Origin of the sequence: Actinacidiphila yanglinensis (assembly GCF_900107965.1) — a bacterium.
GTDB classification, from domain to species: domain Bacteria; phylum Actinomycetota; class Actinomycetes; order Streptomycetales; family Streptomycetaceae; genus Actinacidiphila; species Actinacidiphila yanglinensis.
On the sequence record NZ_FNVU01000008.1, the window covers coordinates 327,072 to 352,711 of the forward strand.

At 74.5% G+C, this 25,640-nt stretch carries 23 protein-coding genes; 18 read left to right on the plus strand and 5 right to left on the minus strand.

Going from position 1 to position 25,640, the window contains the following annotated elements:
- Positions 1-198 precede the first annotated feature (198 nt).
- Together C4U44_RS20820 and C4U44_RS20825 are read left to right on the plus strand one after the other, a co-directional pair.
- Positions 199-1,053, plus strand: a complete 855-nt coding sequence (locus tag C4U44_RS20820; RefSeq protein ID WP_103887364.1) for a helix-turn-helix domain-containing protein — start codon at positions 199-201, stop codon at positions 1,051-1,053.
- Positions 1,050-1,322: a DUF397 domain-containing protein gene (locus C4U44_RS20825; protein WP_103887365.1), complete on the plus strand. Its 273-nt coding sequence runs from the start codon at positions 1,050-1,052 to the stop codon at positions 1,320-1,322. Before C4U44_RS20820 ends, C4U44_RS20825 begins: the two co-directional genes overlap by 4 nt.
- Here the strand turns inward: C4U44_RS20825 and C4U44_RS20830 are convergent.
- On the minus strand, positions 1,294-2,514 hold the full coding sequence (locus C4U44_RS20830) for an 8-amino-7-oxononanoate synthase (RefSeq protein ID WP_235032228.1): 1,221 nt from the start codon (positions 2,512-2,514) through the stop codon (positions 1,294-1,296). The two genes, C4U44_RS20825 and C4U44_RS20830, sit on opposite strands and share 29 nt — an antisense overlap.
- A gap of 121 nt (positions 2,515-2,635) precedes the next feature.
- On the opposite strand from C4U44_RS20830, the gene bioB reads away from it, so the two are divergent.
- The 5 genes from bioB (at position 2,636) to bioD (ending at position 9,174) form a co-directional block, all read left to right on the plus strand.
- Positions 2,636-3,853 carry a biotin synthase BioB gene (bioB, locus tag C4U44_RS20835; protein ID WP_103887367.1) on the plus strand — a complete coding sequence of 406 codons (1,218 nt, stop codon included), beginning with the start codon at positions 2,636-2,638 and terminating at the stop codon, positions 3,851-3,853.
- A complete protein-coding gene (locus C4U44_RS20840; RefSeq protein WP_103887368.1) occupies positions 3,846-5,150 on the plus strand; it encodes an adenosylmethionine--8-amino-7-oxononanoate transaminase in 1,305 nt (434 codons plus the stop codon). The genes bioB and C4U44_RS20840 overlap by 8 nt, the downstream gene beginning before the upstream one ends.
- A gap of 217 nt (positions 5,151-5,367) precedes the next feature.
- Positions 5,368-6,558, plus strand: coding sequence for a hypothetical protein (locus tag C4U44_RS20845; protein ID WP_103887369.1), 1,191 nt, complete (start codon positions 5,368-5,370; stop codon positions 6,556-6,558).
- 268 nt (positions 6,559-6,826) lie between these two features.
- The gene (locus C4U44_RS20850) at positions 6,827-8,332 is read left to right on the plus strand and encodes an APC family permease (RefSeq protein ID WP_235032234.1); all 1,506 of its coding nucleotides are present in this window, start codon (positions 6,827-6,829) and stop codon (positions 8,330-8,332) included.
- Positions 8,333-8,436: 104 nt separating this feature from the next.
- On the plus strand, positions 8,437-9,174 hold the full coding sequence (gene bioD / locus C4U44_RS20855; protein WP_103887370.1) for a dethiobiotin synthase: 738 nt from the start codon (positions 8,437-8,439) through the stop codon (positions 9,172-9,174).
- Between the two features lie 93 nt (positions 9,175-9,267).
- Here bioD and C4U44_RS20860 read toward each other — a convergent pair whose 3' ends face one another.
- Together C4U44_RS20860 and C4U44_RS20865 are read right to left on the minus strand one after the other, a co-directional pair.
- Positions 9,268-9,639: a fic family toxin-antitoxin system, toxin component gene (locus C4U44_RS20860; protein ID WP_200823335.1), complete on the minus strand. Its 372-nt coding sequence runs from the start codon at positions 9,637-9,639 to the stop codon at positions 9,268-9,270.
- Positions 9,636-9,872 (minus strand): antitoxin, encoded by a 237-nt coding sequence (locus C4U44_RS20865; protein ID WP_103887371.1) that lies wholly within the window; start codon positions 9,870-9,872, stop codon positions 9,636-9,638. The genes C4U44_RS20860 and C4U44_RS20865 overlap by 4 nt, the downstream gene beginning before the upstream one ends.
- 176 nt (positions 9,873-10,048) lie before the next feature.
- Between C4U44_RS20865 and C4U44_RS20870 the strand changes: the two genes are divergently transcribed.
- The 7 genes from C4U44_RS20870 (at position 10,049) to C4U44_RS20900 (ending at position 17,443) form a co-directional block, all read left to right on the plus strand.
- The gene (locus C4U44_RS20870; protein WP_103887372.1) at positions 10,049-10,471 is read left to right on the plus strand and encodes a GNAT family N-acetyltransferase; all 423 of its coding nucleotides are present in this window, start codon (positions 10,049-10,051) and stop codon (positions 10,469-10,471) included.
- Positions 10,472-10,617: 146 nt separating this feature from the next.
- Positions 10,618-11,979 (plus strand): hemolysin family protein, encoded by a 1,362-nt coding sequence (locus C4U44_RS20875; RefSeq protein WP_103887373.1) that lies wholly within the window; start codon positions 10,618-10,620, stop codon positions 11,977-11,979.
- Positions 11,976-12,992, plus strand: a complete 1,017-nt coding sequence (locus tag C4U44_RS20880; protein WP_103887374.1) for a hemolysin family protein — start codon at positions 11,976-11,978, stop codon at positions 12,990-12,992. The genes C4U44_RS20875 and C4U44_RS20880 overlap by 4 nt, the downstream gene beginning before the upstream one ends.
- 74 nt (positions 12,993-13,066) lie before the next feature.
- Positions 13,067-13,918, plus strand: coding sequence for an SGNH/GDSL hydrolase family protein (locus C4U44_RS20885; RefSeq protein ID WP_103887375.1), 852 nt, complete (start codon positions 13,067-13,069; stop codon positions 13,916-13,918).
- Between the two features lie 123 nt (positions 13,919-14,041).
- A complete protein-coding gene (gene purB / locus C4U44_RS20890) occupies positions 14,042-15,475 on the plus strand; it encodes an adenylosuccinate lyase (RefSeq protein ID WP_103887376.1) in 1,434 nt (477 codons plus the stop codon).
- Positions 15,472-16,110, plus strand: coding sequence for a G/U mismatch-specific DNA glycosylase (mug, locus tag C4U44_RS20895; protein WP_103887462.1), 639 nt, complete (start codon positions 15,472-15,474; stop codon positions 16,108-16,110). Before purB ends, mug begins: the two co-directional genes overlap by 4 nt.
- A gap of 175 nt (positions 16,111-16,285) precedes the next feature.
- Positions 16,286-17,443, plus strand: coding sequence for an ROK family protein (locus C4U44_RS20900; protein WP_103887377.1), 1,158 nt, complete (start codon positions 16,286-16,288; stop codon positions 17,441-17,443).
- 210 nt (positions 17,444-17,653) lie between these two features.
- Here the strand turns inward: C4U44_RS20900 and C4U44_RS20905 are convergent, their stop codons facing one another.
- Positions 17,654-18,415 carry a GntR family transcriptional regulator gene (locus tag C4U44_RS20905; protein ID WP_103887378.1) on the minus strand — a complete coding sequence of 254 codons (762 nt, stop codon included), beginning with the start codon at positions 18,413-18,415 and terminating at the stop codon, positions 17,654-17,656.
- 343 nt (positions 18,416-18,758) lie between these two features.
- Here C4U44_RS20905 and C4U44_RS20910 point away from each other — a divergent pair, with 343 nt between their 5' ends.
- Together C4U44_RS20910 and C4U44_RS20915 are read left to right on the plus strand one after the other, a co-directional pair.
- The gene (locus tag C4U44_RS20910; RefSeq protein WP_103887379.1) at positions 18,759-19,505 is read left to right on the plus strand and encodes an SDR family oxidoreductase; all 747 of its coding nucleotides are present in this window, start codon (positions 18,759-18,761) and stop codon (positions 19,503-19,505) included.
- A gap of 195 nt (positions 19,506-19,700) precedes the next feature.
- Positions 19,701-21,161: an NCS2 family permease gene (locus tag C4U44_RS20915; RefSeq protein ID WP_103887380.1), complete on the plus strand. Its 1,461-nt coding sequence runs from the start codon at positions 19,701-19,703 to the stop codon at positions 21,159-21,161.
- Between the two features lie 342 nt (positions 21,162-21,503).
- Here the strand turns inward: C4U44_RS20915 and C4U44_RS20920 are convergent, their stop codons facing one another.
- The gene (locus tag C4U44_RS20920; protein WP_103887381.1) at positions 21,504-22,478 is read right to left on the minus strand and encodes a DMT family transporter; all 975 of its coding nucleotides are present in this window, start codon (positions 22,476-22,478) and stop codon (positions 21,504-21,506) included.
- Positions 22,479-22,525: 47 nt separating this feature from the next.
- Between C4U44_RS20920 and pdxR the strand changes: the two genes are divergently transcribed.
- Both pdxR and C4U44_RS20930 read left to right on the plus strand, forming a co-directional pair.
- On the plus strand, positions 22,526-24,067 hold the full coding sequence (pdxR, locus tag C4U44_RS20925; RefSeq protein WP_103887382.1) for a MocR-like pyridoxine biosynthesis transcription factor PdxR: 1,542 nt from the start codon (positions 22,526-22,528) through the stop codon (positions 24,065-24,067).
- Positions 24,068-24,148: 81 nt separating this feature from the next.
- Entirely contained in the window at positions 24,149-25,603 is a 1,455-nt protein-coding gene (locus C4U44_RS20930) for a GNAT family N-acetyltransferase (protein WP_103887383.1), read from the plus strand.
- The last annotated feature ends 37 nt before the right edge of the window (positions 25,604-25,640 follow it).

The following is a 25,640-nucleotide window of genomic DNA, read 5'->3' on the forward strand; positions in this document are numbered from 1 at the left end:
CCGGATGCGGCTGATTCGCGCCAGAGTGTCATCCATCGTGCCGCCATAAGCGACCGAGGGCAGTGCAATGCATATATCTGTCGCTCAAAACGGTGAACTCTGCTACGTGAGAACGCATTTGGTCGGCACACTGGCGTATCGCAGTGTTCGTGGTGGACGACCGCCGCACCCACTTCAGCCCAGGAGGCACGAGACATCATGGAACGAGTCCCGGCCGTGCGCCGGCGCAGGCTCGGCGAGGAGCTGCGTCGGCTGCGCGATCTGGCCGGACTGACCAGCGGGGAGGCGGCCCGGCTGGCCGGCTGGCACCAGTCGAAGGTCAGCCGGATCGAGACCGGCCGCAGCAGCGTACTCGCCGAGGACGTGGCGGTGCTGCTGGACGTGTACGCGGTGCGCGACCGCGACCTGCGCGACCTGCTGGCGACGCTGGCCGGCCGCGGCTACCAGCGCGGCTGGTGGCACGACTTCCGCGACGTACTGCCCACGGAGTACCGCGACTTCATCACCCTGGAGACCGGCGCGAGCCGGGCCCGCTCGATGGAGAACAGCGTGGTGCCGGGACTGCTCCAGACCCCGGCGTACGCCCGCGCGCTGACCCGGGACGTGATGCCGCACCTGAGCGAGCGCGAGGTGGACGCGCTCGTCGACGTCCGGATAGCCAGGCAGGCCGTGCTGCGGCAGGACCGCCCGCTGGAGTTGTGGGCGGTGCTCGACGAGTCGGTGCTGCGGCGGTGGGTGGGCGGCCGGGAGGTGATGGCCGAGCAGTTGCTGCGGCTGCGCGAGGCGATGGAGCTGCCGCAGGTACGGCTGCAGGTGCTGCCCTTCGCAGCCGGCGGACACCAAGGAGTGACTAATTCTTTCGTCATCTTCTCATTTCCGCGCAGTGCGGATCTCGACGTGGTGGTTGTCGACCATTTGACGAGTAGTCTCTACGTCGATCGGAAAGAAGACATCGGGGCGTACGGAGCAGCGTTCGCCCGATTGAGTGGCCGCGCTCTTCACCGGGAGGAGTCGGCCGAAATGATCAACAGCATCCGTAAGGAGGTTTCATGACAACGCTGCCCCGTTTTATTTCCTCCAGCGAGACGCTTAGCGGCGCGAGTTGGCGGCGCAGCAGTCACAGCACCGCCGCGAACAACTGCGTGGAAGCCGCCCGGCTCCCCTCCGGGCTGACCGCGGTTCGCGACTCCAAGGACGTGAGCGGGCCCGCGCTGCTCTTCGCACCGCGGGCATGGGCCGATTTCCTCCGGGAGTTGGCCGAGGACGGTCCGCTCGGCGCGGTCGGGCGGCCGCTCAGCGCGGTGGGGCCGTCGCGGCGATGACATCGACCGCGCGGCGGACCTGACGGCCGGTCAGGTCGCAGCGCGCGGTCAACCGCAGCCGGGAGACCCCGTCCGGCACGGACGGCGGGCGGAAGCAGCCGACCGCCAGCCCCTCGTCCCGGCAGCGCGCGGCCCATGCGAGAGCGCTGCCGGGCGTGGGTGCGCGCACCGACACCACGCAGGCGTCGGGCGCGGTGACGTCCAGACCGCGCTCGGCCAGCAGCCGGTGGAAGTCCCGGGCCACCTGCCGGGCGCGGCCCGCCCGGTCCGGTTCGCGGCGCAGCAGCCGCAGCGCGGCCAGGGCGGCTCCGGCGGCGGCCGGCGCCAGGCCGGTGTCGAAGATGAAGGACCGGGCCGCGTTGACCAGGTGCTCGATCACGACGGCCGGGCCGAGCACCGCGCCGCCCTGGGCGCCGAACGACTTCGACAGGGTGACGGTGCACACCACGTCGGGCGCCCCGGCCAGTCCGGCGGCGTTGGCGCTGCCCCGGCCGCCCTCGCCCATCACGCCGAGGCCGTGCGCGTCGTCCAGCAGCAGCGCCGCACCGTGCGCGCGGCAGGCCGCGACCAGCCCGGCCAGCGGCGCCGCGTCGCCGTCCACGGAGAACACCGCGTCGCTGACCACCAGCGCCCGCGCGTCAGGGTCGCCGTGGCCCTGGTGTCCGTCGGCGTCGCGCGCCGTCCCGTCGTGGAGGCCCTGCAGCGCCTTGCGCACCGCGTCGGGGTCGGCGTGCCGCACCACCTCCGTGGTGGCCTTGGACAGGCGGCAGCCGTCGATGAGGGAGGCGTGGTTGGCGGCGTCCGAGACCAGCAGGGTGCCGGGCCCGGTCAGCGCGGTGATCGCGGCGAGGTTGGCGGCATAACCGGAGGCGAAGACGAGGGCGGCCTCGAAGCCGGTGAAGGCGGCGAGCTCGGCCTCGAGTTCGGCGTGCAGCGCGGTGGTGCCGGTGACCAGGCGGGAGCCGGTGGCGCCGGCGCCCCAGCGCAGGCAGGCGTCCGCGCCGGCCCGTACCACTTCCGGGTGACGGGTCAGGCCGAGGTAGTCGTTGCCGGCCAGGTCGAGCAGCGGCGAGTCGGCCGCGCGGGGCCGCAGTTCGCGGCGCAGGCCCGCGGCACGTCGGACCCGGTCGGCGTCGGCGAGCCACCCGAAGGGGCTTTCGGCAGGTTCCTGCTGCTGAGCTGCGGTGTCCACGGGTAGCAACGTACTGGGTCCGCGGACCGGTACGGAGTGTGGTGATCCACACACTTCGGGCCACCGGTGTTGTGCGGTGCGCTCTTGGCCGGGCCCGCCGCCGTGAGCGAGGATGACGGGCATGGATCTGCTGACGGCACTGGTGGACAAGGGTCTGCGGCGCGAACCGCCGACACGGGACGAGGCGCTGGCGGTTCTCGCGACCTCCGACGACGAACTGCTCGACGTGGTGGCCGCGGCGGGCCGCGTGCGCCGGCAGTGGTTCGGCCGCCGGGTCAAGCTCAACTACCTGGTGAACCTCAAGTCCGGGCTGTGCCCGGAGGACTGCTCGTACTGCTCGCAGCGGCTCGGCTCGCAGGCCGACATCCTCAAGTACACCTGGCTGAAGCCGGACGAGGCCGTCGCGGCGGCCACGGCCGGGGTCTCCGGCGGTGCGAAGCGGGTGTGCCTGGTGGCCAGCGGGCGCGGCCCGACCGACCGCGACGTGGACCGGGTCTCGAAGACCATCGAGGCGATCAAGGAGGGCAACGAGGGCGTGGAGGTGTGCGCCTGCCTGGGCCTGCTCTCCGGCGACCAGGCGGAGCGGCTGCGGGCCGCCGGCGCGGACGCGTACAACCACAACCTCAACACCTCCGAGGGCACGTACGCCGGCATCACCACGACGCACACCTACGACGACCGCGTGGACACGGTGCGGCAGGCGCAGGCGGCCGGGCTGTCGGCGTGCTCGGGGCTGATCGCGGGGATGGGCGAGAGCGACGCGGACCTGGTGGACGTGGTGTTCTCGCTGCGCGCCCTGGACCCGGACTCGGTGCCGGTGAACTTCCTGATCCCGTTCGAGGGCACCCCGCTGGCCAAGGAGTGGAACCTCACCCCGCAGCGGTGCCTGCGCATCCTGGCGATGGTGCGGTTCGTCTGCCCGGACGTCGAGGTGCGGCTGGCGGGCGGGCGGGAAGTGCACCTGCGCACCATGCAGCCGCTGGCGCTGCACCTGGTCAACTCGATCTTCCTCGGCGACTACCTGACGAGCGAGGGGCAGGCCGGCCAGGCCGACCTCGACATGATCACGGACGCGGGCTTCGAGGTGGAGGGCGCGGAGACGACGACGCTGCCGGCCCACCGCCGGGCGGACGGCGACGGGGCCCCGGCCGCCGGGGGCTCCGGCTGCGGGTCGCACGACACGGGATGCGGGTCCTGCGAGCACGGCGAGCCGGCGGCAGCGCGGACCGTCGCCGCCGCGACGTCGGCGCCGGGACCGGCCGCGAGCGCGGGCGCCCGTACGGACCTGGTCGCCGTACGGCGGCGCGGCGCGGGGACGGACCTGCCGCCCAATGCCTGAACCGCTGCCCGCGGACGTGCTGCTGGACCTGGACCGGCAGCACGTCTGGCACCCGTACGGCCCGATGCCCGGCCGCCAGGAGCCGCTGGTGGTCGCGTCGGCCTCCGGCGTCCGGCTGCGGCTGGCCGCACCCGCGGAGGGCCGGACCGAACTCGTCGACGGCATGTCGTCGTGGTGGTCGGCCATCCACGGCTACCGGCACCCGGTCCTGGACGAGGCGGCGCACGCCCAGCTGGACCGGATGAGCCACGTCATGTTCGGCGGGCTGACCCACGAGCCGGCGGTGCGGCTGGCCGCGCGGCTGGTCGAGATCACCCCCGAGCCGCTGCAGCACGTCTTCCTCGCCGACTCCGGCTCGGTGTCGGTCGAGGTCGCGCTCAAGATGTGCCTGCAGTACTGGCGTTCCCTGGGGCGACCGGGCAAGCGGCGGCTGCTGACGTGGCGCGGCGGGTACCACGGCGACACCTGGCAGCCGATGTCGGTGTGCGACCCGGATGGCGGTATGCACCATCTCTGGTCCGGCGTGCTACAGGAGCAGGTCTTCGCGGACGCGCCGCCGCCGGGGTTCGACGCCGAGCCGTCGGCCGCGTACACGGCCCACCTGCGCGGGCTGATCGCACGTCACGCGCACGAGCTGGCCGCGGTCGTCGTCGAGCCCGTCGTCCAGGGCGCCGGCGGGATGGCCTTCCACTCCCCCGCGTACCTGCGGGTGCTGCGGGAGGCGTGCGACGAGCACGACGTGCTGCTCGTCCTGGACGAGATCGCCACCGGGTTCGGCCGCACCGGGCGGCTGTTCGCCGCCGGGCACGCGGGGATCGCGCCTGACGTCATGTGCGTCGGCAAGGCGCTCACCGGCGGATACGTCTCACTCGCCGCGGCCCTGTGCACCTCGCGGGTCGCCGAGGGGATCTCCCGCGGCGAGGTGCCGGTCCTCGCGCACGGCCCGACGTTCATGGGCAACCCGTTCGCCGCCGCCGTCGCCAACGCGTCCCTCGACGTGCTGCTCGCCCAGGACTGGGCGACCGAGGTCAAGCGGATCGAGGCCGGGCTGCGGGACGGGCTGGCCCCGGCCGCCGCGCTGCCCGGGGTGCGCGACGTCCGCGTCCTCGGCGCGATCGGGGTGGTCCAGCTCGACCATCCCGTCGACATCGACGCGGCCACCCGTGCCGCGGTCCGCGCGGGTGTCTGGCTGCGGCCCTTCCGGGACCTGATCTACACGATGCCGCCGTACGTCACCGGCGACGAGGACGTCGCCCGGGTCTGCGAGGCCATCCGCGCGGCGGCCGCCGCCGGGTGACCCGGGCCCCGGGCAACCGGGGCCCTGCCGCATCCCCTCCCCCGGAGGCACGACGCTCGCTCGTCGCGGCCCGCCTCTCCCCGCCCCACCGTGGCGCTCTTCACAAAAACGCCGCAAACGGAACCTGTACCCCCGAACGGGCGTTTCCCGTCATGGACCGGGCGGGAAGGGCCGGCACGGCAGGAGCCGGGCACGGGAGAGGCAGGCAAGGGCTGGCATGGACGACAGGCAGGTCGATGACGAGCAACCGAAGGAGCAGCCGGAGGCGACCCCCTCGGGCACGCCGAAGGACAAGCCGCTCGACCTGAGCGTCCCGCAGGTGGCCGGGAGCGCCGTCGCCGCGGTCGTGGCCGCCAAGCTCGCCTCCAACCTGGGCGTCTACGGGACCATCATGGGCGCCGGCGTGGTCAGCGCCCTGGGCACCTGCGGCGGCTCGATCTTCCACTACGTCTTCCGGCGCACCGGCCGGCACGTGCACGAGGTCGCCGTCCAGGCCCGGCCCAGGGTCACGCTGCCGACGCTGCACCTGCCGACCCTCCACTCCGGCGACGCCCCCTCCGCCCTCCTCACGAAGACCGCCATCCAGCGGTCCGGCGGACACGGTCCGGACGACACCCGGGCACGTCTCGCGACCGACCCCACCGCGAGCTTCGACCCCGCCGACCCCGACCGCACCGCGCTGCTCCCCGACCACGCCTCCCCGATCACCGACCCGACCGCGCTGCTCCCGCCGAGCGAGCCGACCGGGCTGCTCCCTGCGGCCGAACCCGAGCACCTCCCCGGCGACGTCACGGACGCGACGCGGCTGCTCGCGGCCACCGGGCCGGTCCCCACGCGGACCGGCCCGCTGTGGCAGCCGCCCGCCGACGGCGAGTTCAGCGCGGGCACGCTCCACCGTGCCCGCGGGCGCGGGTGGAAGCGCCCGGTGGTCGCGGTCGTGATCGCCTTCGGCCTGGCCATGGGCGGGATCACGGCATACGAGGCGACCTCCGGCAGGAGCATCAGCGGGTCCGGCGGCACCACCGTCGGCGACGTCTTCTCCGGCGGCGGCTCGTCGCACCACACGACCACGCCCTCGGGCGGCGACCCGACCGGCACCCCCACGCCCTCCGGCAGCGCGACCCGGAGCGGCGGGGACGCCCCGTCCCGGCCGGACCATCCGCAGTCGGGTGCCCCCAGCACGGCGCCCGAGCACAGCGGGCAGCCGACGCCCACGCAGACCCCCTCCTCCCCGTCGAATCCCGGCGGCGGCGACGGGACCGGGACAGGCAGCACCTCCGGCTCGGGTGGCGGCGCGAGCCAGTCCCCCACCCCCCACTCGACGTCCACGGCCACGCCCTCCCCCGGCGGTGACGGCCTCACGCGGAACCCGGCGTCGGGCCAGGACAGCAGCACGTCCCAGCCGTAGGACGTGGAGCCGGCCCAAGGGCCGTCCGCCCGCGCGGTCTTGGTCCCCGCCTCGACCGGGCCGGCCCCGCGCACGCGCCGCGCGGTACGCAGCGGTACCGCCCCCGCCGGGCCCGGCATGGCACCCTCAGGGCGGGGCGGGGTCGGAGCGCGGCGATGTCGAGGAGCGTGCGGTGTCCCAGGACCGGCTGCCAGACGGCCCCCCGGCGCCGCCGCCCGCCGAGGGTGGCGAGCCGGTCGCCGCCCAGGAGCGACGGCTCAAGCACCGCCTGGGCTTCTGGGGCCTGACCGCGATCGGCTTCTCCAACATCCTCGGCTCGGGCTGGCTCTTCGCCGCCATGTTCGCCGCCCAGATCGCCGGCCCCGCCTCGCTGCTGTCCTGGGTGGGCGCCGGGCTGCTCAGCGCGCTGGTGGCCCTGGTGATGGTGGAACTCGGCGCGTCCCGGCCGGAGGGCGGCGGAACCGTCCGCTGGCCGCTGTACGCCAGCGGGCGCCTGGTCGGCACCATGGTGGGCTGGTCCGTACTGCTGTCCGTCGGAGGCACGGCCGCCGAGATCACCGCGATCATGCAGTACAGCGCCCACTACCTGCCGCGCCTGTACAACGGCCACACCCTCAGCGCCTCCGGACTGGGACTGGCGCTCGGCGTGAGCGTGGTGCTGACGTCGCTCAACTGGTTCGGCGTCCAGCTCTTCGCGCGGGTCAACAACGCGGTGTCGGTGTTCAAGGTCGTGGTGCCGACGATCACCGTGATCGCGCTGTTCGCCTCCGGACTGCACACCGGCGACCGGCTGACCTCGCACGGCGGCTTCGCCCCGTACGGCTACGCGGCCTGCCTCAGCGCGCTGTCCGCCGGCGGCATCGTCTACTCCGTCAACGGCTTCCAGGCCCCGCTGGACTTCTCCGGCGAGGCGCGCGACCCGCGCCGGACCATGCCGTCCTCGGTGCTGGCCGGCATCGGGCTGTCGGTCGCGATGTACCTCGCCCTCCAGCTGGCCTTCCTCTACGCGGTACCGGAGCGGCTGCTCGGCAACGGATGGAAGGGCGTCGACTTCGACTCGCCGTTCGGCCAGCTGGCACTGCTGCTCAACCTCCAGTGGCTGTCCAGCCTGCTCTACGTCGACGCGGTGATCTCCCCGGGCGGCTCGGCCTACGTGGGGGTGGCGATCGACTCCCGGCACACGTACGCGCTCGCGAAGAACGGCCTGCTGCCGCGCACCGTCATGCAGGTGGACCGGCGCTTCGGCACCCCGAACCGGGCGCTGGCACTGAACCTCGCGGTGATCGTGGTGTTCCTGCTGCCCTTCGGCGGCTGGCAGAACATCGTCAGCGTCATGGGCGACATGTATCTGCTGATCTACGCGTCCTCCTCGGTGGCCGCGGCCGTCTTCCTGTTCAGCCCCCGCGACCGGCTCCCCGGCTGGGTGCCCGGGCTGCGCGCGATCGCCCCGGTGGCCTTCGTCATCTCCGGGGAGTTCGTCTACTGGTCCGGCTGGCACGATCTGCGCCTGGCGCTGCCGCTGGTGCTCGGCGGGCTGCTCCTCTTTCTCTTCCTGCGGCGACAGGAGTCCCGCGCCACCCTGCGCCGGGAACTGGGCGACGGCGCCTGGCTGGTGGTCTACCTGGCCGCGCTCACGCTGCTGTCCTGGCTGGGTACCTTCGGCGGGTCCGGCCGGCTGCGGGCCCCCTGGGACTCCGTCACGGTCGCCGTGCTCGCGCTGGCCGTCTTCTGGTGGGCGGTCACCGCGGGTGTCCGCCGGCTGGACCGCGGCTGAGACGCCGCCGCCCGCACCGGGATCCGGCCCGCGGCCGGGACCCGTTTGCGGGAGGTGGGGGGTGGGCGGGCATGCTGGGGGTCTTTCCGAGGGGAGTTGCGAGCATGGCGATCGTCGTGGTGACCGGGACGGGGACCGAGGTGGGGAAGACCGTGGCGACGGCCGCGGTCGCCGCCGCCTCGCTGTCGCAGGGGCTGAGCGTGGCGGTGCTCAAGCCCGCGCAGACCGGGGTGTCGCCGAGCGAGCCCGGGGACGCCGCGGAGGTGGCGCGGCTGGCCGGCGAGGTGACCGCGGTGGAACTGGCGCGCTACCCCGAGCCGTTGGCACCCGCGACGGCCGCGCGGCGCTCGGGGCGCCCCGCGGTGGGCCCGGAGGAGATCGCGGAGGCGGCGGCGAAGCTGTCCGCCGTGCACGACGTGGTGCTGGTGGAGGGCGCCGGGGGCCTGCTCGTCCGCTACGACGAGAAGGGCTCCACGCTGGCGGACGCGGCGGCCCTGCTGCACGCCGGGATGCTGCTGGTCGCACCGGCGGGCCTGGGCACGCTGAATGCGACCGCGCTGACCGCGGAGGCGATGCGGGCCCGCAAGCTCACCTGTCTCGGTGTGATCATCGGCAGCTGGGCGGCCGACCCGGGGCTCGCCGAGCGCTGCAACGTCGCCGACCTGCCGGTGGCGGCGGGCTCGCCGCTGCTCGGCGCGCTGCCTGAGTCGGCCGCGGCCCTGTCGCCCACCGTGTTCCGGACCGCTGCCCGCGACTGGCTCGCCCCGCAGTTGGGCGGCGTGTGGGACGCGGCGGGCTTCGGGCAGGTCTACGGGAGGCCCGAGCTGCCCGCGCAGGGGTGAGCGCCCGGCGGCACGCGGCGCCGGGCACGACCGACGAGCGGGGCCGGGCGTGGCCGGACCTGGCCTGACCGGGTCACGTCCGGCCGGCCCGGTTCAGCGGGTCCAGGCGCGCAGTTCCCGGGCGATCCGGTCGACGCCGACCCCGCCGGCCTTGACCAGGCGCGCCAAGTCGCGGACCTGCTCGGGCGACGTGGTCACCTTCAGCCCCTCCGCGACGAGGTAGGCGTAGGCCACGGCGGTGGCGAACAGCGCGTTGGACCGCTCCAGCGCCGGCACGTGCACCAGCAGTTGGAGCAGCGCGGCGGCCCGCAGGTGCTCGTCGCCGTAGACGGGGCGGCCGAATATCTCGGCGCGGTGCCGGCTGACCGCGGCCACCAGCGCGCCCCAGTCGGTGACCTGGGGATCTCCCGGCGTGTTGTGTTCGGCGACCATCAGCAGCCAGGCGAGGTCGACGCGCAGGGTCAACGGGTGCCTTCGGCCGGCTGGGCGGGAGTGCCGAACTCCTCGTCGAAGACCGCTTCGTATCGCCTCATGAAGTCGGCGGCGGCCTGGACGAACGCCCGGCCGTTCTCCCCTTCGTCCTGCTGGACGAGTTCCTCGATGTAGCGGTTCACGCTGATGCCGCGCTGCGAGGCGCGCTCCCGCGCCGTCTCCGCCGTGGCTTCTTCCACCCGCACGTTCAACTGGGTCTTCGCCATGCGTCCACGCTAGCGCTCGGGCGCTAGTAGCGGCAAGAGCGCCCTCGGGGGACGCGCGGGCCGGCGCCGCGCGGCGCCTCCGGGTGCCGCGCCGGGTGGTCTCCCACGGCCCCGCCGGTGTCTCGCATCGCGGAATTCCGTCGCCGCCCCGGCGGGGGGCTGCTTGGCTGGATGGCGTGAACGACCTTCGCATACGGCCCGCCGCGGCGGCGGACGCCGGAAACGTCCTGGCCTTCTGGCGGGTGGCCGCCGAGGGCACGAGCATCAGCGACGACGAGGCGGGGGTGACCGCGCTGCTGGCGCGGGACCCGGAGTCGCTGCTGCTCGCCGAGCGGGACGGCCTGCTGGTCGGGTCGGTGATCGCCGGGTTCGACGGGTGGCGCTGCCACCTGTACCGGCTCGCCGTGCACCCGGACGCGCGCCGCCAGGGAGTGGCCCGCGCGCTGCTGGAGGCGGCGGAGGTGCGCTTCCTCGCGCTGGGCGGGCGGCGCGGCGACGCGATGGTCCTGCAGGCGAACGCCCGCGCGCAGCACGCCTGGCGGGCGGCCGGCTACGGACCCGAGGAGCACTGGCGGCGCTGGACGAAGCCGCTGGCCTGAGCGGGCCCGAGCCGGCCCGGCGATCTGTGGCGGCGGCCTGGAGCGGCGGCCGCGCCCGCCTTCGGGCGGGATCGCGGTCGTACCGGCGGACCGCCGTGCCGTGCGGGCGCGCGGACCCTGGCCGATCATGGGACCGAGGTGTTCCGATGACCGAAACGCTCCTGGTGGCGGTGGCCCTGCTGCTCACCTTCGTCTGCGGCGTGTTCGTCGCGGCGGAGTTCTCGCTGACCACCGTCGAGCGCGGCGACCTGGAGCGCGCCAGCCGGGACGGGCAGCGCGGCGCGGCGGCGGCGCTGTCCGCGGTCCGTTCGCTGACCCTGCAACTGTCGGGCGCGCAGCTCGGCATCACCGTGACCGGGCTGATCATCGGCATGCTGGCCGAGTCGTCGGTCGCCAAGCTGCTGCGCGGTCCGCTGCGCGCCGCCGGGCTGCCGTCGTCCGCGGCCGCCTCGCTGGCACTGGTGCTGGGCACGGCGCTGTCCACCGTGGCGCTGATGGTGATCGGCGAGCTGGTACCGAAGAACTGGGCGATCTCCCGCCCGCTGGACGTCGCCAAGGCGGTCGCGGCCCCGCAGCGCGCCTTCACCACGGCGTTCGGGCCGCTGATCCGGCACCTGAACAACGCCGCGAACCGGGTGCTGCGCCGCATGGGCCTGGAACCGGCGGAGGAACTGGCCTCCGCCCGCGGCCCCCAGGAGCTGCGCGCGCTCGCCCGGCACTCGGCGAAGGCCGGCGCCCTGGAGCCGGACACCGCCGAACTGTTCGTCCGCACCATCGGCCTGGCGGACCTGACCGCGCAGAACGTGATGACGCCCCGGGTCCAGGTCACCGCGCTGGAGGCGAGCGCCACCGCCGAGGACGTCGCGAACGCCACCCGCGCCACCGGGCTGTCCCGCTTCCCGGTCTACCGCGAGTCCCTCGACACGGTGATCGGCACCGTGCACATCAAGGACGTACTCGCGGTCCCCGCCGACCGCAGGCCCCGGCTGCCGGTCACCCAGCTGCTGCGCGAGCCGCTGCTCGTCCCGGACTCCCTGGCCGTGGACCGGCTGCTCGACCGGTTCTCCAGCCGCCGGTCGATGGCCGTGGTGATCGACGAGTACGGCGGCACCGCCGGCGTAGCGACGCTGGAGGACATCGTCGAGGAGGTGGTCGGCGAGGTGCGCGACGAGCACGACCCGGTGGAGCTGCCCGACCTGCTCTTCCTGCGTGAGGACCCGCTGGGCCGGCGGGTCTACGACGCCGACGGCGCCGCGCGTACCGAGGACCGCCTGGAGCGGATCGGCCTGCACGTGCCGGACGGGCCGTACGAGACGCTGGCCGGGCTGATCGCGCACCGGCTCGGCCGGATCCCGGAGCGCGGCGACGTGCTCGAGGTGGAGGGCTGGCGGATCGAGGTGAGCGACGCGAGCGGCCGGCGCGCGGCACGGGCCCGGCTGGTCTCCCCGCCGCTCGGCGCCGGTCCGGGCGGCGGCGAGGCCACCGGGGGCAGGAGGCCCGCCCGGTGACCGCCGTCCAGCTCGTGGTCGGCCTGCTCACCCTGGTGGTCAACGGCTTCTTCGTCGGCGCCGAGTTCTCGCTGATCACGGTACGCCGCGACCAGGTCGAGCCGCGCGCGGAGGCCGGCGACCGGCGGGCGCACCGGGTGCTGTGGGGCCTGGAGCACGTCTCCCCGCTGCTCGCCGCCGCCCAACTCGGCATCACCGCCTGCACGCTGGTGCTCGGCATCGTCGCCGAGCCGGCCATCACCCATCTGCTGGAGCCGCTGTTCCACCTGCTGCACGTCCCGCACGGTGCGGTGCACCCGGTGTCCTTCGTGATCTCGCTGGCGGTCGCGACCTACCTGCACATGCTGTTCGGGGAGATGGTGCCGAAGAACATCGCGCTCGCCGACCCGGTGCGTTCGGCCCTGCTGCTCGGGCCGCCGCTGGTGGCGCTGACCCGGGCCCTGCGCCCGCTGATCTTCGCGATCAACACGCTGGCCAACCTGGGGCTGCGGCTGGTGCGGGTGGAGGTGCGCACGGAGGTCGCGGCGGTGTTCTCCGACGACGAGTTGTCGCGGATGGTGGTGGACGCGGGCGCGGCCGGGCTGCTCGACGAGCGGGCCGCCGAGCGGCTGCGGGACGCGCTGGAACTCGGGCGGCGGCCGGTCGGCGAGATCGTGGTGCCGCCGGACCGGGTGGTGCGCGCCCGGCTCGGCGTCACCGCGGAGGAGCTGGAGGCCCTGAGCGCCCGGTCCGGCTTCTCCCGCTTCCCGGTCGCCGACGACGACGGGCGGGTGCTCGGCTACCTCCACGTCAAGGACGCCCTGGACGCCGAGCCGCGCGACGCGCCCTTCCCGCGCTCCGCGCTGCGCCGCATCACCCGGGTCGGCGCGGCGACCCCCCTCGACGACGTCCTCACCGCGATGCGGGCCGGGCGCGCCCACCTCGCCGCCGTCGTCGACGCGGACGGGCGCGGGGTCGGCCTCGTCACCATGGAGGACGTCCTGAAGAAGCTGGTGGTGCGCGGCCGGACCTGACCGGCGCCGCGCACCGCGGGTACGGCGAGGTCCCGCCGCGACTCGAGGCGGCGCGCGGGTACGATCAGCGGGCCATGCGGACCCCAGCCACGTACACCAGCCTCGTCACCGTCGGAGACTCCTTCACCGAGGGGATGTCGGACCTGCTGCCCGACGGTTCCTACCGGGGCTGGGCGGACCTGCTCGCGGGGCGGCTGGCGGCGGCCGCGGCGCGGGGGGACGGCGGCGCCGGCCTGCGGTACGCCAACCTCGCGGTGCGCGGGAAGCTGATCCGGCAGATCGCCGACGAGCAGGTGGACGCGGCGGCCGCGATGCGCCCCGACGTGATCACCCTGGTCGGCGGGCTCAACGACGTGCTGCGGCCGGGCTGCGACGTGGCCGCGGTGTGCGCGGCGCTGGAGAGTTGCGTGCAGCGCCTCGCCCCGGCCTGCGACCGCCTCGTGCTGATGCGCAGTCCGATCAGGCGCGGCCCGGTCGCGACGCGGTTCCTGCCGCGGATGGTGGAGCTGTTCGACTTCGTGGACGACCTGGCGGCGCGGTACGGCGCGGTCGTCGTCGACCTGTACGGCGCGCACGTCCTCGGCGACGCGCGGATGTGGGCCGAGGACCGGCTGCACCTCACCGCCGAGGGCCACGCGCGCGTGGCGGAAGCGGTCTGGCAGGCCCTGGGCCTGCCTCCGGAGTCGGACTGGACCCGCCCGCTGCCCCCGGAGGTGCGCGCCGGGTGGACCGCCCGCCGCGTCTCCGACCTGCGCTTCACCCGCGCCCACCTGCTGCCGTGGATCGGCCGCCGCCTGACCGGCCGCTCCAGCGGTGACGGCCGCAGCCCCAAGCGCGCACACCTGCTCCCCTACCTCGCGCCGTCCCCCACCACCTCGGCCCCGGCACCGGCCGACAGCGCGGCCGTCCCCGCGACCGACGCCTGACGCCCGCCCGGGGGCCCGTCCCGCCGCGTGAGCGCGGGACCGAACCGCGGCCGTCTCCGCGGGGGGCGGCGCCGGGTTCGCCGCCGTACGGGCCACCCCTCACGACCAGTAGAATCTCCACACGTGACAGCCAAGCCGCGTATCCCGAATGTCCTCGCCGGTCGCTATGCCTCCGCGGAGCTGGCCGCGCTGTGGTCGCCCGAGCAGAAGGTGGTCCTGGAGCGCCGGCTCTGGCTCGCCGTGCTGCGGGCGCAGGCGGACCTGGGCGTCGACGTGCCGCCGCAGGCGATCGCGGACTACGAGCGGGTGCTGGAACAGGTCGACCTCGAGTCGATCGCGGAGCGCGAGAAGGTCACCCGGCACGACGTGAAGGCCCGCATCGAGGAGTTCAACGCGCTCGCCGGGCACGAGCAGGTCCACAAGGGCATGACCTCGCGCGATCTGACCGAGAACGTCGAGCAGTTGCAGATCCGGCTGTCCCTGGAGCACGCCCGGGACCGTACCGTCGCGGTGCTCGCCCGGCTCGGGCAGCTCGCGGGCCAGTACGGCGAGCTGGTGATGACCGGCCGCTCGCACAACGTGGCGGCGCAGGCGACCACCCTCGGCAAGCGCTTCGCGACGGCCGCCGACGAGCTGCTGGTGGCGTTCGGGCGGATCGAGGAGCTGCTGAACCGGTACCCGCTGCGCGGCGTCAAGGGCCCGGTCGGTACCGCGCAGGACATGCTGGACCTGCTCGGCGGGGACAGCGCCAAGCTCGCCGACCTGGAGCAGCGGATCGCCGACCACCTCGGCTTCTCGCGGGCGTTCAGCTCCGTCGGCCAGGTCTACCCGCGCTCGCTGGACTACGAGGCGGTGACCGCGCTGGTGCAGCTCGCCGCCGCGCCGTCCTCGCTGGCGAAGACGATCCGGCTGATGGCCGGGATCGAGCTGGTCACCGAGGGCTTCAAGCCGGGCCAGGTCGGTTCCTCGGCGATGCCGCACAAGATGAACACCCGGTCCTGCGAGCGTGTCAACGGCCTGATGGTGGTGCTGCGCGGCTACGCCTCGATGACCGGCGAGCTGGCCGGCGACCAGTGGAACGAAGGCGACGTGTCCTGCTCGGTGGTGCGCCGGGTGGCGCTGCCGGACGCGTTCTTCGCGTTCGACGGCCTGCTGGAGACCTTCCTGACGGTGCTGGACGAGTTCGGCGTGTTCCCGGCGGTGGTGGCGCGCGAACTCGACCGCTACCTGCCGTTCCTGGCCACCACGAAGGTGCTGATGGGCGCGGTGCGGGCCGGGGTGGGCCGGGAGGCGGCGCACGAGGCGATCAAGGAGAACGCGGTCGCGTCGGCCCTGGCGATGCGGGAGCAGGGCACCGAGCGCAACGAGCTGCTGGACCGGCTCGCCGCCGACGACCGGATCCCGCTGGACCGGGCCGCGCTGGACGCGCTGATGGCCGACCGGCTGTCCTTCACCGGTGCGGCGGCCGAGCAGGTCGCCGAGGTGGCCGGGCGGGTCGAGGAGGTCGTCAAGGCGTACCCGCAGGCGGCGGCGTACCGGCCGGGGGCGATCCTCTGACACCCGAGCAGCTGGCCGAGGCCCGTACCCGCACGCTGCGGGACGTGGTCGGGCCCGGCCTGCGGGTGCTGTTCTGCGGGATCAACCCCGGGCTGATGTCGGCCTACCAGGGTCGGCACTTCGCCCGCCCGGGCAACCGGTTCTGGCCGGCGCTGCATGCCTCGGGCTTCACCCCGCGCCGGTTCGCGCCGGCGGAGCAGGACCAGGTCCTCGCGCTCGGCTTCGGCCTGACGAACGTGGCCCCGCGGGCGACCGCGCGGGCCGACGAGCTGACCGCCGAGGAGCTGGTCGCCGGCGGCAGGTCGCTGACCGCGAAGGTGGCGCGGCACCGGCCGGAGTGGCTGGCGGTGCTGGGCGTGACCGCGTACCGCGTCGCGTTCGCCGACAAGCACGCGTCGGTCGGCCCGCAGGAACGGACCCTGGGCGGCGCCCGCGTCTGGGTACTGCCCAGTCCCAGCGGCCTCAACGCGCACTGGTCGCCCACCGCACTGGCCGAGGAGTTCGCCCGGCTGCGCGCGGCGGCCTTCCCGGCGGACCGCGCCGAACTCGACGGAAGCGGCCTCGCCGAACCGGCCGCGGGGGGCGTCGCGAGGCACCTCGCGGGGCCTGCCGCGGAAGCGGTGCCCGGGCCGTAGTCCGGGCACGTCCGTGCTGGTCGTACGGTGTCCGGGGGCAGGACGTACGGGGCGCGGCAGGCGTCCGGGGGCGGCTCCCGGGGCACGGCGCGGAGGACGGGTTCCGGCGGCACTCGCCGCGCGGCCCCGCGCCGGGTACGATCCGCGACACAGGTACAGGCTGGGAGGACACACCTTGGAGCGCCTCACCGGCGGGGACCCGTCCCTGCTCCGGCGGATCAACTCCGCGGTCGTCCTCCATGCGTTGCGCGGAGCGCAGACCCCGACCCTGACCGAACTCGTGCACGACACGGGGCTGTCCCGGCCCACGGTCGAGGGCGTCATCGAGGGGCTGACGGAGTCCGACCTGGTGGTGGAGGTCGCGCCCGAGCCGGGTGACACGCGCAAGCAGGGCCGGCCCGCCCGCCGCTTCCGCTTCCATGCCGAGGCCGGGCACCTGCTGGGCATCGAGATCGGCGCGCACCAGGTGCGCGCGGTCCTCTCCGACCTCAGCGGCCAGGTACTGGACTCGCTCGGCCACCAGGTCGCGGAGTCGGCCGGAGCCGACGACCGGATCGACCGGGTCCGCGGCACCGTCGCGGACCTGCTGCGCAGGGCCGGCGTGGCCCGCAGCACCCTGTGGGCGGTGGGCGTGGGCAGTCCCGGCATCGTGGAGGCGGGCGGCGAGGTGCGGTTGGGCACCGCGCTGCCGGGCTGGACCGGGCTGGCCCTCGGTGAGCGCCTGCAACGCTCCTTCCGCTGCCCGGTGTTGGTGGAGAACGACGCCAACGTGGCCGCGGTCGCCGAGCACTGGAAGGGCGCCGCGGTCGGCACGGACGACGTCGTCTTCGTGCTCGCCGGGCTGAGCCCGGGCGCGGGCTCGCTGATCGGCGGCCGGCTGCACCGTGGTTTCGGCGGCGCGGCCGGGGAGATCGGCGCGCTGCACCTGCTGGGCCGCGAGGTGACGCCCGAGCACCTGCTGTCGACCACCGGGACGCCGCTGCACCCGCTGGACGAGCCCGCCGTGGAGCGGGTGTTCGCGCTGGCCCGCGAGGGCGACGTGCAGGCCAAGGACGCGCTGGACCGCTTCCTGCGCCGGCTGGTGCACGACGTGGCCGCGCTGGTGCTGGCGATCGACCCGGAGCTGGTGGTGATCGGCGGCTGGGCGGCCGGGCTCGACGGCGTACTGGAGCCGCTGCGCTCGGAGTTGGCGCGCTACTGCCTGCGGCCTCCGAACGTGGTGCTCTCCGCGCTGGGCCAGGAGGCGATCGCCACCGGGGCGTTGCGGCTGGCGCTCGACCACGTGGAGGAGCAGTTGTTCGCGGTCGAGCAGTCGTCGCTGCCGCGGCGCTGACCGCACGGCGCGCACCTACGGGTGGACCGGGGGGAGTTGGGCCCGCGCGGGCCTTCCCGCCCCGACCCGGCCCCGCTCCCGGCCCGCCCTCGCCCCTGACACGGCTGCGGCCCGCCCCCGTGCACGACGGGAGCGGGCCGAACGCGGCCGGATGCGGGCGCGTGGAGAGAGCGGGCGGGCGACGGGTCCGCGGGGTGCGGCCCCGGCCGGTCAGGACGCCTGGCGGCGCCCGGGCTGCTCGTGCATGACCTCCAGCGCACCGGAGTCGCCGAAGGTGAGCCGGCAGGTGTCGGCGCGGTAGGTCGCGACCGAGGCGGCGGCGACGCGCCCCTGCGCGTAGTAGCGGGTGGTCACCACCAGGACGGGCGCGCCCGGCAGCCGGTCGAGCTGCTTCGCGTCCTCGGCACGGGCCGAGCCCAACTCGACGGCGCGGTCCTCGCCTTCGAGCTCCAGGGAGTGCAACTCGTCCAGCACGGCGGGGGCGTGCTCGGCGGGAGTGAGCAGCGTCGACAGCCCGGGCACCGACGCGGGCGGCACGTAGAGCAGTTCGGTGGCGACCGGCTGCCCCTGCGTGACCCGCTCGCGGCGCACGGTGTGCACGGCCTGCTCGGGGTCGGTGCCGAGCAGCGCCGCGATCGGCGCGGGGGCGACCGCCTCGACGCAGCCGATCGTGGTCCACGCGTCACGCACGGCGCCGGGCCAGACGTTCGCCGACGGTCCGACGGCCACGCCGATCCGGGGCGGCGCCACGGTGGTGCCGACGCCGCGCCGGCGCTGCAGGCGGCCTTCCAGCTCCAGCTGTTCGAGCGCCTGGCGCAGGGTCGCGCGGGCGACCCCGAAGCGCGCGGCGAGGTCCCGCTCGTTGGGCAGGATCTCGCCGACCTCGAACTCCGAGTCGAGTGCGTCGTTCAGCACGGTCTTGAGGTGCCAGTACTTCGGCTCCTGCACAGCTTCGAGCTGCGTGGTCCCCACCCTGTCCTCGCAATCGCCGGGGCTGTGACCGCCGGGGCCCCGGCCGGGTCACGCGTTGTTCAGGCTTGTTTCCGAACCCGTGTTTATTAAAGGTCCTTGCACTACTAGGACGATAGAGGCGCATCGCAAACTTGGTCAAGACCAATCCTCGAACCCGCCCATGCCCGGCGGAACCGGATACATGAGGCGTTCATACGATGTTGACGGCGCGCTGCGGTAGCGTTCGTGATCTTTGCGGGACGACCGGGGACGGCGCGCCACGCACGGGGTACGGCGCACGGCGCACGGACGGCGACGGCCACGCAGGGTGGACGGCGCGAACGGCACAGCGAGGAGCGGGGCGATGGAGCAGGTCACGGTGGTCACCGGTGGCAGCCGCGGTATCGGGGCGGCGGTGGCGCTGCGTCTGGCGTCGGCGGGCCACCAGGTCGCGATCGGCTACGAGCGGGCGCAGGAGGCGGCCGAGGAGGTGGCCCGGCAGATCCGCGACGGCGGCGGGACCTGCATGGTGCACCAGGTCGACACCAGCGACGAGCAGCAGGTCGACGCCTTCTTCGGCGCGGTGCGCGAGACGCTCGGCCCGGCCACCGGCCTGGTGAACAACGCGGGCATCACCGGCCCGCTCGGCCGGTTCGCCGAGACCCCGGTCGAGGTGATGCGCCGGGTGGTGGACGTCAACGTGATGGGCGCGCTGATCTGCGCGCGGCGGGCGGTGCTGGACATGTCCACCCGGTACGGCGGCGCGGGCGGCGCGATCGTGAACATCTCGTCGGGCGGGGCAACCCTGGGCAGCCCCGGCGAGTACGTGCACTACGCGGCGAGCAAGGCGGCGGTCGACGCGATGTCGCTCGGCCTGTCGAAGGAACTGGCCGAGGAGGGCGTGCGGGTCAACTCGGTGCAGCCCGGCATGATCGTGACCGACATCCACGCGGCGATGGGCGACGCGCAGCGGCCGTGGCGCAAGAGCGACCGCATTCCGATGCGCCGGCCGGGGCAGCCGGAGGAGGTGGCCGGGGCGGTGGTGTGGCTGCTGTCGCCGGACGCGTCCTACACCACGGGCGCGACGTTGCGGGTGACCGGCGGCCTGTGAGCGCGGCCCACGACGGCCGGGACCGGGCCGGCGGCGGGGACGACGGGTGATCTTTCCCTGACGCAAGTGTTGACCTGGGCATGTCCGAAACCCGACGGTGATACGGGGTAACGCCGGGGAAACCCGCGCGGCGCCGCACGGGGGCACAATCCGTGTGCCCCGCCACCGACTTCGGACAATTCCAGAAGGAGCACCATGCCCGGACCCGTCGCCGACGCCGTGACGCCCGCACCCGCCCCACCTGGCGACGACAACGCCCTGAACCGATGGTTCCGGATATCCGAGAGGGGATCGACACCCGGGCGGGAGGTGCGCGGAGGGATCGCGACCTTCTTCGCGATGGCCTACATCCTCGTGCTCAACCCGATCATCCTCACCAGCAGCGCCGACATGAACCACGTCCACCTGCACACCGACCAGGTGGTCACCGTCACCGCGCTGGTGGCCGCCGTCATGACGGTGATCATGGGCGTGGGCGGCAACCTCCCGCTGGCGATCGCGACCGGCCTCGGCCTGAACGCGGTGGTCGCCTTCCAGCTCGCCCCGCAGATGAGCTGGCCGGACGCGATGGGCCTGGTGGTGCTGGAGGGCCTGCTGATCTGCCTGCTGGTCGTGACCGGCCTGCGGCAGGCGATCATGGACGCCATCCCGCCGGCGATCAAGCAGGCGATCGCCGTCGGCATCGGCATGTTCATCGCGTTCATCGGCCTGGTCGACGCGGGATTCGTCACCCGCATCCCCGACGCCGCGCACAACACCACCCCGGTGCAGCTCGGCAGCAACGGGACGCTGACCGGATGGCCGGTGCTGGTCTTCTGCGTCGGGGTGCTGCTCACCGTCTCGCTGGTCGCGCGCAGGATGCGCGGCGCGATCCTGATCAGCATCGTGGTGATGACCATCGTGGCGATCATCGTGAACAAGATCGCGGACATCCCCGACCTGGCGTGGGGCACCAACCCGCCCACCGTGCCGCACAAGCTCGTCGCCACACCGGACTTCGGGCTGGTCGGCAACTTCAGCCTCTTCGGCGGGTTCCGGGACGCCGGAGTGGTCACCTGCATCCTGTCGGTGTTCACCCTGGTGCTGTCGGACTTCTTCGACGCGATGGGCACGATCGTCGGCATCTCCACGGAGGCGGGGCTGCTCGACGAGAAGGGCCGGGTGCCCAACATCGGGCGGGTGCTCTTCATCGACGGTGCCGCGGCCGTCGCGGGCGGCCTGGCGTCGTCGTCCTCCAACACCGCCTTCGTGGAGTCGGCGGCAGGCGTCGGCGAGGGGGCCCGCACCGGCCTGGCGAGCGTGGTGACCGGCGCGCTCTTCGCGCTGTCGCTGTTCCTGTCGCCGCTGGCCGGGGTGGTGCCCGCGCAGGCGGCGGCGCCCGCGCTGGTCGCCGTCGGCTTCCTGCTGATGGCACAGGTGCGCACCATCGACTGGACCGAGTTCGACACCGCCATCCCCGCGTTCCTGACCATCGCGGTGATGCCCTTCACCTACAGCATCACCAACGGCATCGGCGCGGGCTTCCTGTCCTACGTCGTGCTCAAGACGGCCCTCGGCAAGGCCCGCGAGGTGCACCCGCTGGTGTGGGGCGTGTCCGTCTGCTTCCTCGCCTACTTCGCGATCGACCCGCTGCAGCAGGCGTTCGGCGTGAACTAGTGCCGTGACCGGCACGCCCGGCTCCGGCACACCCTCTTCCGGCGCGCCGCCCGCGGCCCGCCGGAGGAGGGGGCCGGCGGACGCGCGGACGGCCTTCGAAGCTCCGACCGGGACGGGGGCGCCCGGTCGGAGCCGCTGGCCGGGCCGGCGACTCGCACCGGCCCGTACTGACACAACTCCCCCCATCCCGGCGGAGTTCCCGCCCCCACGCATAAATGCAGTGACCGTTTTCTCCCGCTTTCCCCTTCCTCCGCAGGCCCGCCGCACGCCCCCCGCCGGCCGCACCCGCCGGCCCGGCCCGCCCTCGCCGACGTGCACCGATCCCCCGCGCGCCCGCCACGCTCAGCCCCGGCGGTCGGCCGTCACCCGCTGCCCGTCCGCCGCCACGGCCGTCGTCACGCCCGCCGCCAGGCCCTCCGTCGAGCGCTCCCCCACGTCCTCCTTCGCGCGCGGCTCCACGCCCCGCAGCGCGCCCGAGCCCACCGCCACGCCCGCGGCCACCAGCCCGCTGCCGGCGAGCTGCCCGATCCCGAGCGTGCCGACGGAGACCACCGGCGCGGTCAGGGCCGCCGCGACCGGGATGAGGCCCGAGAAGAGGGTGGCCCGCTCGGTGCCCAGCCGCTGGAACCCGGCATACCAGCAGACGAAGCCGATCACGGTGGCCACGACGGACTGCCAGCCGAGTGCCAGCGCCTGTGGAGCCGTCGGGACCCGGAACCCGTCGCCGGCCGCGGCCAGTACTCCCGCCTCCAGGGCGGCGAACCCGCACACGCAGGTGGACAGCAGCAGCGGCCCGAGCGGGCGCACCAGCGGGGCGGCCAGCAGCGCGAACCCCACCTCGCCGCCGAGGGCCGCCACCGACCACGCCAGGCCCCGGCCGTCGGTGCCGCCCCAGCCCTGCACGGCGAAGGCGCCCGCCGCCACCAGCACCGCTCCCCCGGCGACGGACCGGGTCGGCCGGCGTCCCGTGGCCAGCGGGACCAGCACCGCCACCACGACGGGCGCGCAGCCCACCAGCACGCCGGGCACCGCCGGTTGCGCGGTCCGCTCGGCAGCGAGCACCGACAGGTTGAAGCCGACCATGCCGACCCCGGCGACGGCCGCCGCCAGCAGCCAGTGACGCAGGCGCAGCGCCCGTAACCTCGCCGCGCTCCGGCGGGCCGGGCCGGCCAGCAGCAGGAACGCGGCGCCGTAGCGCAGTGCCTGGCCGCCCGCGTGCGGGTAGTGGACGAGGGCGCCGCCCGCGGTGAAGGACGCGCCCACCAGGACGCAGGCGAGGGCGCTGAGGAGCACGCCGGTGCGGTGCGAGGAGTTCATGTCCGGACCGTACGGAGCCGAGGCGGTCTGCTTTAAGGTCCACTTTCATGGAAAGTTGGGGAACCACTTCCGGTGCGGGCGGCGCCGCGACTCCCGCGAGCCACGCCGCCGCCGGGGCCACCGCCGCGTGGGAGGTGCCCACCGCCGCGTGGGAGGTACTGCTGCCGTCGCTGGACGTCGCACGCCGCGGGCGGGGCCGCGCGCTGCAGTCGGCGCTGCGCGAGGAGGTGCGGTCGGGGCGGCTGGCGGCCGGGGTGCGGATGCCGTCGAGCCGGGCGCTGGCCGCCGACCTCGGGGTGTCGCGGGGCGTGGTGACCGACGCGTACGAGCAGTTGACCGCCGAGGGCTACCTGACCGGGCGGCGGGGTTCGGGCACGTGGGTGGCTCGCACCGCGGCCGGCCCCGCCGTACCGGCCGTGAGCGGCTTCGCAACGGACGACCGGGGCGGCCCGGCGGATCTGCGGCCCGGCCTGCCGGACCTCTCGCTCTTCCCGCGGGCGGCCTGGTCCGCCGCGCACCGCAGGATCGTCGCGCAGTTGCCGCACCGCGCGTTCGGCTACCCCGATCCGCGCGGGCTGCCCGAGCTGCGGCAGGCACTGGCCGAACTCCTCGTCCGGCGGCGGTGCGTGGCCGCGGAGCCGGACCAGGTGATGGTGGTCTCGGGGGTGGCCCAGGCGCACACGCTGCTCGGCATGGTGCTGCACGCCCGGGGCGAGCGCGCGGTCGCCGTGGAGGACCCGGGCAGCCCGGAACACCACGCACTGCTGGCCGCGGTGGGGCTGTCGGCCGTGCCGGTGCCGGTCGGACCCGACGGGTTGCGGGTGGACGCCCTGGCGGCCTCCGGGGTGCGCTCGGTGATCGCGACGCCCAGCCACCAGTTCCCCTCGGGCGTGGCGTACTCGGCGTCGCGGCGTGCCGAACTGGCCGCGTGGGCCCGGTCGGTGGACGGTCTCGTGATCGAGGACGACTACGACGGCGACTTCCGCTACGACCGCGCGCCGGTCGGCGCGCTGCAGGGCCTCGCGCCCGGCCACGTCGCGTACACCGGGTCGGTGAGCAAGTCCCTGGCGCCGGGGCTGCGGCTGGGCTGGCTGGTGGCCCCGGCCGACGTGGTCGAGGAGGCGGCGGCCCGCAAGCGGACCATGGATCTGGGCAACCCCGTCACCGAGCAGGCCGTCCTCGCGGAGTTCCTCACCACCGGCCAGTACGACCGGCAGTTGCGGCGCTGCCAGCGGCTGTACCGGCTGCGGCGGGACGCGCTGGTCGCCGCCCTGGCCGAGCACCTGCCCGGCGCGCGGGTCAGCGGCATCGCGGCCGGGCTGCACGCGATCGTCACGCTGCCGGCGGGCTACGGGCCGCAGGAGCGGTTCCTCGCGCGGGCCGCGGCGGCGGGGGTGCGGCTGCGTCCGCTGTCGGACTACACCGCCGGGCCCGCTCCCCGGCAGGCCGCCGGGGACGAGGTCGACCTCGTGGTCGGCTACGCGCATCTCGCGCCGGAGGCGATCGCCCGCGCGGTGCGCCTGCTGGGCGCGCCACCTGCGGGGACGACCCGGACTCACCCGAGATCGGCGAAACCCACGAAAAGGTGAGTTAACCGAAAAGATCGCCCCTTTACCGTCCGGTCATGGTGTGTTCGTGATCGCGCAACACGTCTTCGGCATGGTGGCCGTATGCCGCATTCGACCTCCTCTGCCTCCGCCCCCGCACGGCGCCGTCACTGGGGCCGTGAACTCGCCGAAGTAGCTGCGCTGTTCGCCGCGATGGCCGTCGCCGACTGCGTGGCCGACCTGGTCAACGACGGCCCCGACGGGAGAGTGCTGCTGATCACCTCGGCGGCCGGGCTGCTGCTCGCCGCGGGCTTCCACCTGTGGTGGACCGGACGGCACGGCGACACCGGTGAGCGCGCGCAGGCACACACCCGGAACGCCGACCACCCGCTGCTTCCGGCAGCCATCGCCCCCGCGCCCTCCTCCGCGTCGGTTCCCGGCCCGACCACGCTGTGGCGGATGCGGACGACCGTACGGGACGCGCCGGGCACCCTCGGCGCCGTGTGCACGGCGCTGGCGGCCGGCCGGGTCGACATCGTCACCCTCCAGACGCACCCGCTGGCCGACGCCACCGTGGACGAGTTCCTGCTGCGGGCGCCGTCCGGGGTTCCCGCGGCCGCGCTCGCCCTGACCGTCGCCGACGCCGGCGGCACCGACACCTGGCTGGAGCGGGCCGACGCGCACGACCTGGTCGACATGCCCACCCGGATGCTCACCCTGGCCACCCGGACCGCGCTGGACGCGGCCGAACTCCCGCTGGCGTTGCGGCAGCTCTTCGGCCGCTGCACGATCGGCTCGACCCCCGCGGGGCAGCACGACGAGCAGCAGGACGAACGCCAGGAGCGGCCGGACGGCCCGGACGGAGAGCGGCGCGGGGACGGCGGGTCCGAGGACGCGCCGACCGTGATGCGGCTGCGAGACCCGTCCGGCGGCATGATCACCGTACGCCGCGAGCATCTGCCCTTCACGCCCACCGAGTTCGCCCGCGCCCGGGCCCTGGTCGAGCTGGACGCCCGGCTCGGCGTGCGCATGCCGCACCGCCGGGACGTGCTGACCCTGCCCGAGGGCAACGAGATCAGCCTGCGCCGGGCCCGCCCCGAGGACCACACGGCGGCGCTCGCCCTGCACGAGCGCTGCTCGCCCGCCACGCTCGCCCAGCGCTACCACGGCCCGGTCGCCGACGCCGACCGCTATCTCGCCCACCTGCTCAGCCCGCGCTTCGGCCAGTCCCTCGCGGTGGAGACCGCCTCCGGCCGCCTGGTCGCACTGGGCCACCTGCTCTGGGACGGCGACGAGAACGAGGTCGCGCTGCTGGTCGAGGACGACTGGCAGCGCCGCGGCATCGGCGCCGCCCTGCTGCGCAAGCTGGTCGAACTCGCGGTGGAGGCGGGCCGCGAGAGCGTCTACGCAGTGACCCGGTCCGCCAACACCGGCATGATCGCCACCATGCGCGAGCTGGACCTGCCGCTGGACTACCAGGTCGAGGACGGCACCCTCGTCGTCACCGCCACGCTGCCCGCGCCGGCCGCCGGCGCACCCGCGCTGCTGCCCTGGACGGTGATCGACCGTCCGGTGTGACGAGACGGCGACCGGGCTCGTTTCCGGCCCGGCCCGG

Bases quoted from the DNA above. Each gene is read 5' to 3' on its own strand.
- C4U44_RS20840 (WP_103887368.1), top strand. From the start codon at position 3,846: ATGCCTGAACCGCTGCCCGCGGACGTGCTGCTGGACCTGGACCGGCAG.
- C4U44_RS20875 (WP_103887373.1), top strand. From the start codon at position 10,618: ATGACCGAAACGCTCCTGGTGGCGGTGGCCCTGCTGCTCACCTTCGTC.
- C4U44_RS20865 (WP_103887371.1), bottom strand. From the start codon at position 9,872: ATGGCGAAGACCCAGTTGAACGTGCGGGTGGAAGAAGCCACGGCGGAG.
- pdxR (WP_103887382.1), top strand. From the start codon at position 22,526: ATGGAAAGTTGGGGAACCACTTCCGGTGCGGGCGGCGCCGCGACTCCC.
- C4U44_RS20845 (WP_103887369.1), top strand. From the start codon at position 5,368: ATGGACGACAGGCAGGTCGATGACGAGCAACCGAAGGAGCAGCCGGAG.
- bioB (WP_103887367.1), top strand. From the start codon at position 2,636: ATGGATCTGCTGACGGCACTGGTGGACAAGGGTCTGCGGCGCGAACCG.
- C4U44_RS20930 (WP_103887383.1), top strand. From the start codon at position 24,149: ATGCCGCATTCGACCTCCTCTGCCTCCGCCCCCGCACGGCGCCGTCAC.
- C4U44_RS20885 (WP_103887375.1), top strand. From the start codon at position 13,067: ATGCGGACCCCAGCCACGTACACCAGCCTCGTCACCGTCGGAGACTCC.
- bioD (WP_103887370.1), top strand. From the start codon at position 8,437: ATGGCGATCGTCGTGGTGACCGGGACGGGGACCGAGGTGGGGAAGACC.
- C4U44_RS20820 (WP_103887364.1), top strand. From the start codon at position 199: ATGGAACGAGTCCCGGCCGTGCGCCGGCGCAGGCTCGGCGAGGAGCTG.
- C4U44_RS20915 (WP_103887380.1), top strand. From the start codon at position 19,701: ATGCCCGGACCCGTCGCCGACGCCGTGACGCCCGCACCCGCCCCACCT.
- C4U44_RS20920 (WP_103887381.1), bottom strand. From the start codon at position 22,478: ATGAACTCCTCGCACCGCACCGGCGTGCTCCTCAGCGCCCTCGCCTGC.
- C4U44_RS20825 (WP_103887365.1), top strand. From the start codon at position 1,050: ATGACAACGCTGCCCCGTTTTATTTCCTCCAGCGAGACGCTTAGCGGC.
- C4U44_RS20910 (WP_103887379.1), top strand. From the start codon at position 18,759: ATGGAGCAGGTCACGGTGGTCACCGGTGGCAGCCGCGGTATCGGGGCG.